The organism is Actinophytocola sp. (assembly GCF_050699935.1).
Taxonomy (GTDB): Bacteria; Actinomycetota; Actinomycetes; order Mycobacteriales; family Pseudonocardiaceae; genus Actinophytocola.
In genome coordinates this window covers 21953-32081 of sequence record NZ_JBOHGB010000077.1, presented here as the reverse complement: position 1 = coordinate 32081, position 10129 = coordinate 21953, and the positions used below count along the sequence as shown (strand labels likewise).

Here is a 10129-nt window from a genome sequence, read left to right as displayed (position 1 = left end):
GGTCGGCGGCCGGCCGCCCGACCTGCCAGTTCGACAGCAGCGCCTTCCGCTGGCCGCGCAACGCGTCCGCGGACTCGGTCAGCGCGGTGCTGTGCCGCCCCCAATCGGCGGCGACCGTACCGACGTCCCCGACGTCCGCGTCCTGCCACAGCATTCGGTACAGCTGTTCGTGGCTGTAGGCGTTCCAGTTCGTGCCGCCCGGCGGGGTCGGCGAGCTGAAGAACTCCGCCCACACGCTGTCCAGTGCGTCGGTAAGGGTTCGGGCATGCGTCGCGAGCGGCGCGTCCGGACTCAGTGCCGCGGTGACCGCGCTCGCCAGGTCCTCGGTCGTTTCGAACACGTCGCAGACCGTGGCGCGGACCCGGGTAGCGCACCAGGACCGCGAACCGGCCATCTATGTCCGCCGGCTGAAAGCCGCAGGTCAACTGTCGTCGGCCAGGTGAGCCTGGAGGCGCGCGTGCCGGAACTGGTAGACCGCGCCGACCTGGCGCAGCACACCGCGGCGGCACGCGTCGTCAAGGAAGGCGGTTACGGACCAGGGCAGCCGCCCGGTCAGCGGCAGCCAGACTCGCGCGAACACCAACCACTGGCCCCACGAGGTCAGGCTGGTCCCGACCGCGAGCCCGATCAGGGCGCCGAGCACGAGGTCGAGCAGGAGCGCGGCCGGAACCACGTGCCCGAGTGGGAGCGTGATCACCAGCAGGTGAGCGAGCCCGAGCACGAGTCCCCAGCCGAGGAACTCGACCACCACGGTCGCACGGTTGGTGCGCAGCAGGTCGGTGGGGCCTACGGCGGATCTGAGGTCGACCGGGGCTTCGAGCCCAGCCATCAGACCCCACCCGAGGCCGGCCAGCATCCCCAGGCCGGTCCCGGTCGCGAGCACGCCGAGGAACCCGAACTCGACGAAGCCCATGGGTCTGGTCCCGGCCGCGTTCGCGAGCCCCATCGCCAGCCCGAGGCCGATTCCGCCGGCGACCCCGACCAGGAGCCTGGGGCCGAACTCCGCCCGCAGCTGCTGGGCCCCGCCACGGGTGCGCAGCCGGACGTGCGACGGCTCGAATGCCCCGCCGCCGAGCGCGAGCCCGGCACCGTGCGCGAGCCCGAGAGCCAACCCGAACCCGAGCAAGTTCTGTAGCGCGGCCACGAGCGCGTTCACCGGCCCTCGCCCAGCGGCGGGCGTGTCCACCAGCCAGATCAGCGACCCGCTGAACAACCCGACGGCCAGCCCGGTCACCAGCCCGACGACCAGCATGCGCGAGACCCGGCGCATCGCACTGCCCAGCTGCCACCAGGCGAGGTCATGAGTGCCGAGCCGGTCCAGGTGCTGGGCGAGGTACCCGAGCCAGCTCCGCACACGCTCGGAGTCCCAACGCGCGTGTTCGTCCCGGTAGACCGTGGGGATGAAGCTGCCGAGCAGGTGATCCTCGAGCTCGTACTGGCTGCCGAACCGCTCGGTGTCCAGCAACTCCGACGGATCGCGTCCGGCGGGGTCGCTGTAGATGGCGCGGGCGAGCCCCACCATCAACGGAGTGGTCAGGACCGCGCGGAGATTGACGCTGCCCGGACGCTCGGGATGGTCGCGCAGCTCGTTCAGGACCGGATCCCACACAGTCGCGCCCGCGTTCTTGCGAGTGGTCCGCGGGAGGTAGTCGGCCAGATCGCTCGCGGTGAGGTCGGTCAGCCGGACAGCCGCGGCGTCGGTTCGGGCAACGGTGGCGTACTCACCGGGGCGGCTGGTCAACAGCAGCGGCAAGGTCGTGGCGTTGAGCGCGTCCAGTGCGGCCCGGTGCAGACCCGCGGCGAGCTCGTCGAACCCGTCCAGCACCGGCAGGATGCGCCCTGCCTCGACCAGCGCGGTGGCCAGGTTCGAGCCGTCGTGGCCGGGCGCCGCCAGCCCGGGATGATCGCGCACCAGCTGACCGGCCAGCCAGTCCCGGAACCCGGTGGTGGTCGGGTTCCAGGCCCCGAGCCGAAGACGACCGGCACGACGCCGCCACGATCGCGAGCCCGCAACCAGTCGAGGACGAACCGCGCGGCCAGCACCGACTTGCCCGATCCCGCCCGGCCGAGCACCACCAGCCGCCCGGACGGGATCCGCCGGTAGACGTCGGCGATCTCGGGCAGGCGACCGGCCAGGTCCAACGGTCTGGCGGACGCACCCGGCGACGCCCGGCAGATGTTCTCCCAATGATCCAGCACGCCGTCGGGCGCCAGCTCCCATCGGACCGGCAGCGGGAACGGATCCTGGATCCGCCGCAGCTCCTCTTCCCTGCCCAGGCGTGCGCCAACCGCGAGCGCGAGATCATCGGCGGCCTCCACCAGCCTGCGCTGGAACGCCGACTCCGGTCCGTTTCCGTTCACACCGGGCGACTCCGCCAACAGCTGCCCATCGGCGACGGCCAGCAGCTGGGCCCGCTCGTCCGGCCCGAGGCCCAACGCGTCGGCGAGCAGTCGCACCGTGTCCAGCTGCGGGTTGGCGCGCTCGCCGGTCTCCAGCCGGCGAATCGTCCGCTCCGACAAGCCAGCGCGATCCGCCAGGTCCTCCTGTGTCAGCTCCGACCGCCGCCGCAACCGCCGAAGCAGCACGCTGAACTGGCTTGCCACACAACGCACCCTATCCAGCACGGCCAGCCACCGGTGGCATGGTGGTGGTCAGCATCGAGGTCGCCGAGCCCTGCCGCGACGCGACGCCGCCGCCAGCGGATGAGGCTGCGTGGGAAGCCACGGGGCGACGGTATCGGCGCAGAAACCGACGTGCCGAGCGGTCGACCAGCGCATCGGAGTGCGTTCCGGATCGCGTCCCAGGCCACCGGTCAGCCGGCGCGAGAGTGGGTCTGGGCGTCGGTCGAGGCGATTGGGATGCCGAGTGGGGACCGACCGAATCTCGGTTATCACGCCGGTGATGTCGGGCTGGTCGGTGAGTGGACCGGCCGGAGCGACAGGTAGGTGTCATCGCCGGGCCGCCAGTCGGGATTCGGCGGGTCGTCGCGCCAACGCGGATCCTTGAGCAACTGCCGGAAGGCGTCGATGCGGAACCCGTCGACGCCGCGTTGGCGCCAGGTTCGCGGTACGTCCCGTCGCGCGGCGCGGACCACCGGTTTGCGCCAGCTCAGGTCTGGCTGCTCGGGCAGGCAGGCGGTAGTAGTACTGGCCTCGATCCGCGTCGAACGTCCATGCCGGGCCGCCGAAGGCGGTGCGAGGTGTGGCTCGGCATCAGCCGTGTCACGGTCAACCGCGCCCTACGACACCTCGCCGAGACCGGGCAGCTCGCCATGAGCGGCCGGACCATCAAGCTGACCTGAGCGAAGGTGAGCCGGTCTACGACCTCGACGAGGTCGTCGCCGATGGCATCAACTGGTTCAGCCGAAGCGCGAGGCGGATCTCCAGTGTCCGATCGGGACTCTGCCAGTCCTCGCCGAGGATCGACGACGCTCGGCGGAGTCGCTGGAGGACGGTGTTGGTGTGGATGTGCATCCGCGCGGCGGTCGCCTTGAGGCTGCTCGACTCTGCCAGGTAGAGGCGCACGGTCTCGGTCAGCTCGGCGCCACGCCGGCTGTCGTAGGACAGAAGTGGACCGAGCGTGCGTTGCACGAACGCGGAGACGTCCCCCGGCTTGCCACCGGCGAGCACCAGGCCGACGAAACCCAGGCTCTGCGCCGATGCCGCGCCGTTGTCGAAGCCGAGCCTTCTCAGGGCGTGCGCGCACTTGTCGGCCTCCGCGGCGGCCCGCGTGAGCTCGGAGACGCCGTGGGCCGCGGCCACCCCGGCGGTGACGGCCGGCGCCGGGTCGGCGGCCAGCGCGGCCCGGACCTGTTCGGTGACACCGTCGACGTCCTCGCCCGGCACGATCATCGCCAGCTGGCTCGGGCCGATGTTCGCCAGGCCGCCCAGCTGGCGGGTGAGCGACCTGCCGAGCCGGTGCAGGTCGGCGCCCGACGAGGAGCCGTGCTTGGCCATGATCACCACGCAGTCGGAGTTGACGTCCAGGCCGAGCCCGGCGGCACGCCGGACCGCGGACAGCGCGCGCTGCCCACCGCTGAGCAGGTCGTCGACGATATCGGCGGCGACGCGCTTGTCCGCCTCCTCGATCGTGTTCTTGATCGCGAGCAGCAGTGCCAGCGTCATCCCGCACCGCTCCAGCGTTCGCTGCTCGACCTCGCTTAGTGAGTCGCGCCGCACGGAGACGAGGCCGAGGAGCTCGCCGGCCGCCATCGCGGGGGCCGTCCAGCGGACGGTGCCATCACTCCGGGTGGCGGTGGCCGCGGTGAAGGTGGACAGGTCGCCGAGCTCGCGGCGCACCTCGGTGCCGGTCCGCTCCTCATCCACGGCCGCGAGGGCGCCGCCGGCGGTGTCGAGCAGGAGGACGGGGCAGCTGAAGAGCCGGCGAACGGTCTGCGCCAGGGCGTTCACGTCGGCGTCGGCCAGCATGAGGTCGGTGAGCTGGTCGTGCGCGGCGCTCGACCACTCCAGCAGGCTGTTGGTGCGCTTGGTGGCGTCGTTGGCGTCGCGCAGCCGCCGGATGCCCTCGGCCCGCTCCTCGTTGAGCCGGGCGTTGTCCACGGCGACGCTGGCGAGGGCGGCGAGGGAGAGCAGCAGCGAGAGCTGGTCGCTCGCCACCGTGGTCTCCTTGCGGTAACTGACGAACAGGACGCCGATGACGGTGGACCCGCGCAGCAGTGGCACGCCAGCCATCGTCCGCAGCCCGTCCGCCCTGACCGAGGCGTCCCCCTGCGGGTCGTGGCGGATGTTCGGGTCGCTCAGGTAGTCCTTCGTGACGTACGCGCTCTTCGTGCGCACGATCAGCCCGGTGAGCCCGGCGCCGTGCGGGGTTTGCTGCTGGCGGAACGCCTCGCTCATCGCGCCGTCGATCGCCCGCACCACCTTGTCGTGTCCACTCTCGGTGCCGAGGAGGTTGAGGTGGGCTACGTCGGCCGAGAGCAGGTCCCTGGTCGCCTCGACGATGACCCGGGTGAGGCTGTCCAGATCCTGCGTGCCGAGCAGTTGCTGGGCGGTGCGCACCAGCCCCTGCAGCTCGACCTGGTGCCGGCGGTCCTGGGCGAGAGCCATCTGGGCCCGAAGCACCGCTGTGGACATGGGGGTGAGGTCGGTCGGTCCCAAGACCTCCGCCAGCTCATCCTCCAGACGGGACATCACGTCGGCGAGCGCGGCGGTGTCACCCCCGGTGTCCAAGAGGGACACGAGATCGACAAGGGCGTCCACGATCGGGTGCGATTGGGTCGTGGTGGAGTTGGCGCACACGGCAAGCCTCCACATCATGTGTCAGGACACATAGGAATTCGACACGTGCCGTGTATAAGCTTCGCATCCTAGTCAACAGATCGCACCGCATGGGCCAATCCCCCTGTGACGTGACGATTCCTATGTGTCCTTGGCCGCGACAGCTCCTCGTCATCGGAATGAGTCGCGAGAGATCAAATTCGTGGAGGTGGGTCATGAGCACCCGTCACCGTCGACGAGTCGCGTGCGGGACCCTCGCGTTGCTGGCCGGTCTGGCGACCGCCGGGTGCGGCCCGGATCCGAATGCCGAGCAGTCCGCGGAACAGGTACCCGACAACGCCATCCTGATCGGCCTGTCCACACCGCTGAGCGGGTCGCTCGCGGGAGTCGGCGAGCACAACAGGTGGGGCGCGGAGCTGGCCGTCGAGGAGATCAACGCCGCGGGCGGCATCAACGGCCGGCCGCTGGGGCTGGTCGCCGAGGACAACGCCTGCAACCCCGCCGAGGGCGCCAACGTCGCCACCAGGTTCGCCGACAACCCTGACGTGGTCGGGATCCTGGGCGCCTTCTGCAGCTCGGTCACCCTGGCCACCATGCCGGTGGTGTTGGACGCCGAGGTTCCGCTCGTGATCGGCGTGTCGTCCACACCGGACATCACGGAGCAGTCGGGGACCGGCGGCAACGACTGGGCGTTCCGGATCACCCCGTCGGACACCGACATGGCGATCGGGCTCGCGAAGTACCTGTCCGACAACGAGGACGTGGACCGTATCTCCTATGTGGCCGAGGACAGCGACTACGGCCGCGGCGGAGCGCAGGCGCTGATCGACGAGCTGGAGAAGGACGGCGTCGAGGTCGCCTCGACCGACTACTTCGCCCAGGGAACCACCGACTTCTCCACGATACTGGCGAAGGTGCGGGGCGAGCGGCCGGACATGCTGGCGATCTTCGCCGTCGGCGCCGACGACGTGAACTTCGCCAAGCAGTTCCTCTCGACGGGCATGGCCGCCGACATCAGCCTGACCGGGCGGCCCGCGCTGGACCTCTACGAGCGCGAAGGCCTGCTCGGCAGCGGCGACCTCGACAGCGCCAACGGCGTCATGCAGTACTCGGCCGGGGTGGACACGCCCGAGAACAAGGAGTTCGTCGCGGCCTTCACCGAGAAGTTCGACCAGGAGCCGGTGGTGCAGAGCTTCCACGGATACCTGCAGGCCAAGGTGCTGGCCGACGCCATCGAGCGCGCCGGCTCGGCGGACCGTGCCGCGGTTCGCGAGGCCCTCGAGACCACCGATCTGCCCTCGCCACTCGGCGGGCGGATCACCTTCGACGAGCACAACCAGGCCTACGACCACGCTGTGGTGCGAGGCGTCAAGGACGGCGAGGAAGTGGTCCTGGACGTCATCACCACGTCGCCCGGCAACTGAGAAGCGCAGCGAGCGGAGAGGACAGCCGGATGGAGGAGCTCCTCACCCTGCTGACGAACGGCCTCGTCCTGAGCAGTGTCTACGCCTTGCTCGCCGCGAGCCTGACCCTCATCTTCGGCGTGCTCGGCCTGGTGAACTTCGCGCACGGCGAGCTCTACATGCTCGGGGGGTTCGCCGCCTACTTCGCCATCCACGTGTTCTCCCTCGACTACTTCACCTCGATCGTCGTCGTGGCCGCCGTGATGGCCCTCGTCGGCGGCGCCTCGTATCTGGGCGTGCTGCGCCCGCTGGAAGGCGAGCGGAACCTCGAGCGCGGAATCCTGGTCACCCTCGGCGCCTCGATTCTCCTGCAGAACGGCGCCATTCTGATCTGGAGCGCGCAGCCGAGATCCGTCTCGACTCCCTACGACTACCAGCCTGTCGACTTCGGACCGTTCACGATCCCGCTGCTGCGCGTCATCACGGTGGGGATCGTGATCGCCATCTTCGTCGGCCTCTACGTGCTTCTCATATGGACCAACTTCGGCAGGAGCATGCGTGCTGTCACGCAGAACCCGCGGGCCGCGGCGATGGTCGGCATCAAGACCACCACCGTGTCGATGTACACGGTGGCCATCGGGGTGGGTCTGGCCGGCGCGGCCGGCGCCATCCTCGCGCCGATATTCACCGTGAGCCCGGCGATGGGCATCACCGTCCTGTTCAAGTCGTTCGCCGTCGTGATCATCGGTGGCTTGGGCAGCGTGCCCGGTGCGGTCATCGCCGCCCTGCTGCTCGGGGTGAGCGAGAGCCTGGCCGGCGGGTACGGCTCGGCCACGCTCCAGGACTCGATCGCGTTCGTGGCGATGATGGCCGTGCTCTTCCTCCGACCACAGGGCCTGCTGGGACGCGAGGTCCGGATATGAGCGCCGCGCTGATCGCGAAGCTGCGCGGCCGGATTCCCGGTCAGGCGTCGACTCTGGGCTGGGCGGCCCTGGTCGTCGGCTGGCTCCTGTTCGGCCTGCTCGGGTCCCGCTACGCGGTCGGGGTCGGAGTGCTCGCGCTCGCGATCGTCGGGCTGGCAACGGCATTCAACATGGTGTACGGGTTCACCGGCCTGCTCTCCCTCGCCCAAGCCGGGCTCTGGGGCATCGGCGGCTACACCAGCGCGCTCCTGGTCACCCGGCTGGGGCTGCCCATCTGGGCGGCGGTCGTCGCCGCCATGCTGTTCGGCGGTGTGGTGGCGCTGCTGTTGGGTCACCCGTCGCTGCGGCTGTCCAAGCCCGCGTTCATCATCGTCTCCCTGTCGTTCACGATGTTGGTCCAGATCATCGCCAGGGGCTGGGTGGATCTCACGCGGGGACCGCTGGGCATTCCCGGTCTCCCGGCGCCGAGCCTGTCGTGGGGCGGCCTCGACATCGAGTTCGACCGGCCCCGGGGGACCTACTTCCTCTTCGGCGCGCTGGTGATCGTGGTCGTGCTGATCTTCTGGCAGCTGACCAGGTCGCGGATCGCGACCGCCCTGCTCGCCGTCCGCGACGACCCGGCGCTCGCCGAGTCGCTCGGGCTCAAGGTGCACCGGATCCGCCTCGGGGTCTTCGTCGTGGCGGGGACGGTCACCTCGATGCTCGGCGGGCTCTTCGTCTTCCACCTCTCGATCGTGGACCCGTCGATCTTCGGCATCTTCTACGTGCAGGCGATCGTCATCTCGGTGGTCGTGGGCGGCCGGGCCTCGTTCTGGGGTGCGATCGTCGCGGCGATCGCGTTCGTGGCCCTGCCGGAGGTGTTCCGGATGACGGGTGAGGCGAGGCTCGTGGCGTTCGGCGCCGTCCTGATCCTCGTCACCTTCTTCCTGCCCAACGGAGTCGCCGGCCTGGTCCGCAAGCGCGTGCGCGGTCGATGGGGCACGTCCGGCCGCGGCGGCCGTCGGGTTCGGCCCGAGGAGCTCGACCGGAGCGTGGCGCGATGAGCGCGGCACCGACCAACACCCCGCTGGTCACGGTGGAGCACCTGTGGAAGCGCTATGACGGCAGCGTCGCGCTGCGCGACCTGACCTTCGAGGTCTTCGCGGGCGATGTCGTCGGGCTCGTCGGCCCCAACGGCTCCGGCAAGTCGACGCTGGTGGACTGCGTGTGCGGCGTGCTCACCGTCGACTCCGGACAGCTGCGGCTGATGGACGAGGACATCACGTCGCTGCCCACGCACACTCGTGTCCAAAAGGGACTGTCCCGCACCTTCCAGGAGCCGCGCTACTTCCGCAACCTCAGCCTGCTCCAGCACTTCCAGCTGGCGAACCAGGCGCGCGACGGTCACGGGCTCATGTCCTCGTACCTGCGTCTGGCCAAGGTGAACGAGAGCGACGAGCGGGCGGTCCGCCACGCGCGCGAAGCGCTGGCGGAGGTGGGCCTCGCGCCGTTCGCGGACGACTCCCCGGCCGCCCTGTCCTACGGACAGGCGAAGTTGTTCAACCTGGCGCTGGCGCTCGCCGAGCGGCCGCTCGTGCTGTTCCTCGACGAGCCGCTCGCGGGCGTCTCGCCGGCCATGGTGGACAAGCTGGAGCGAAGGCTTCTGGACCTCCGCGACGCGGGCCAGACCATCGTCCTCATCGAGCACGACCTCGACTTCGTCGCACAGATCTGTGATCGCGTGGTGGTGTTGTCGGCCGGCGAGAAGATCGCGGAGGGGCCGCCCAGCGTACTTCGGGAGGATCCCAACGTGTTCGAGGTGCTCATCGGCGGAACGGCGGGTGGGTGACTCATGTTGTCCACACTGGACCTCACCGCCGGGTACCGAACCGACGTGCCCATCGTCAACGGCGTCACGGTCGAGTTCCCGACCTCGGGCGTGTTCCTGGTCATCGGGCCCAACGGGGCCGGCAAGTCGACCTTTCTCGGCAGCCTCTACGGGTTGACCCGGGTGTTCTCCGGCGACATCCGCCTCGACGGCCGCACGCTGGTTCGCGACGCACCGTGGCGGCGACGAGCGCTCGGGATCGGGCTGGTGCCGCAAGGCCGATGCAATTTCCCGTACATGACCGTGCGGGAGAACCTGCGGCTGGGCGCACGGCTCGCGCATCGCGGGTCGGCGACCGAGATGCTGGACCAGCTGGTGGCCCGGTACCCCCGGCTGCGTGAGCGGTGGCGGGTGATGGCCGGCAACCTCAGCGGTGGCGAGCAGCAGATGCTGGAGATGGCCATGGTGCTGGCCGGGCAGCCGCGGGTGCTGCTCGTGGACGAGCCGTCGCTCGGGCTCGCCCCGGTGTGGCGCACGCAGGTCTTCGCCGAGCTGCGGGACCTGGGTGACGACATGCTCGTCGTCGTCGTCGAGCAGAACGTCCGAAGTGCACTGTCGGTCAGCGACCACGTGCTCGTGATGCAGCAGGGCGCGATCTCGTTCCAGGGCTCCCCCGACTCGCTGCTGGCCGACCCACGGCTTCAGGACGCGTTCCTCGGTGCGCGTGGCCGGCAGGCGGCGACCGACGAATGAGGAAG

General features: G+C 70.0%; 8 protein-coding genes and 1 pseudogene. 5 read left to right on the top strand and 4 right to left on the bottom strand.

Annotated features, from left to right (window positions below):
- From ACRDTB_RS23125 to ACRDTB_RS23110, 4 genes and pseudogenes are all read right to left on the bottom strand, one after another.
- Positions 1-340: pseudogene (locus tag ACRDTB_RS23125) on the bottom strand (WXG100 family type VII secretion target); the annotation flags it as partial.
- A 1397-nt stretch (positions 341-1737) separates the two neighbouring features.
- Entirely contained in the window at positions 1738-2604 is an 867-nt protein-coding gene (locus tag ACRDTB_RS23120) for a helix-turn-helix domain-containing protein (protein WP_431433462.1), read from the bottom strand.
- 287 nt (positions 2605-2891) lie between these two features.
- Complete coding sequence (locus ACRDTB_RS23115) at positions 2892-3095, bottom strand: hypothetical protein (RefSeq protein ID WP_431433460.1); 204 nt, start codon at positions 3093-3095, stop codon at positions 2892-2894.
- 223 nt (positions 3096-3318) lie between these two features.
- Positions 3319-5190 carry a GAF domain-containing protein gene (locus ACRDTB_RS23110; RefSeq protein WP_431433458.1) on the bottom strand — a complete coding sequence of 624 codons (1872 nt, stop codon included), beginning with the start codon at positions 5188-5190 and terminating at the stop codon, positions 3319-3321.
- 263 nt (positions 5191-5453) lie between these two features.
- Here ACRDTB_RS23110 and ACRDTB_RS23105 point away from each other — a divergent pair, with 263 nt between their 5' ends.
- Genes ACRDTB_RS23105 through ACRDTB_RS23085 form a run of 5 tightly spaced genes read left to right on the top strand, consistent with a single transcriptional unit; the run spans position 5454 to position 10124 of the window.
- Positions 5454-6662, top strand: coding sequence for an ABC transporter substrate-binding protein (locus ACRDTB_RS23105; RefSeq protein ID WP_431433456.1), 1209 nt, complete (start codon positions 5454-5456; stop codon positions 6660-6662).
- A gap of 29 nt (positions 6663-6691) precedes the next feature.
- A complete protein-coding gene (locus ACRDTB_RS23100) occupies positions 6692-7564 on the top strand; it encodes a branched-chain amino acid ABC transporter permease (RefSeq protein WP_431433455.1) in 873 nt (290 codons plus the stop codon).
- Positions 7561-8607, top strand: coding sequence for a branched-chain amino acid ABC transporter permease (locus ACRDTB_RS23095; protein WP_431433454.1), 1047 nt, complete (start codon positions 7561-7563; stop codon positions 8605-8607). Before ACRDTB_RS23100 ends, ACRDTB_RS23095 begins: the two co-directional genes overlap by 4 nt.
- Positions 8604-9392: an ABC transporter ATP-binding protein gene (locus tag ACRDTB_RS23090; RefSeq protein WP_431433452.1), complete on the top strand. Its 789-nt coding sequence runs from the start codon at positions 8604-8606 to the stop codon at positions 9390-9392. The genes ACRDTB_RS23095 and ACRDTB_RS23090 overlap by 4 nt, the downstream gene beginning before the upstream one ends.
- Positions 9393-9395: 3 nt before the next feature.
- Positions 9396-10124: an ABC transporter ATP-binding protein gene (locus tag ACRDTB_RS23085; protein ID WP_431433450.1), complete on the top strand. Its 729-nt coding sequence runs from the start codon at positions 9396-9398 to the stop codon at positions 10122-10124.
- Positions 10125-10129 lie beyond the last annotated feature (5 nt).

Bases quoted from the DNA above. Each gene is read 5' to 3' on its own strand.
- ACRDTB_RS23105 (WP_431433456.1), top strand. From the start codon at position 5,454: ATGAGCACCCGTCACCGTCGACGAGTCGCGTGCGGGACCCTCGCGTTG.
- ACRDTB_RS23100 (WP_431433455.1), top strand. From the start codon at position 6,692: ATGGAGGAGCTCCTCACCCTGCTGACGAACGGCCTCGTCCTGAGCAGT.
- ACRDTB_RS23095 (WP_431433454.1), top strand. From the start codon at position 7,561: ATGAGCGCCGCGCTGATCGCGAAGCTGCGCGGCCGGATTCCCGGTCAG.
- ACRDTB_RS23090 (WP_431433452.1), top strand. From the start codon at position 8,604: ATGAGCGCGGCACCGACCAACACCCCGCTGGTCACGGTGGAGCACCTG.
- ACRDTB_RS23085 (WP_431433450.1), top strand. From the start codon at position 9,396: ATGTTGTCCACACTGGACCTCACCGCCGGGTACCGAACCGACGTGCCC.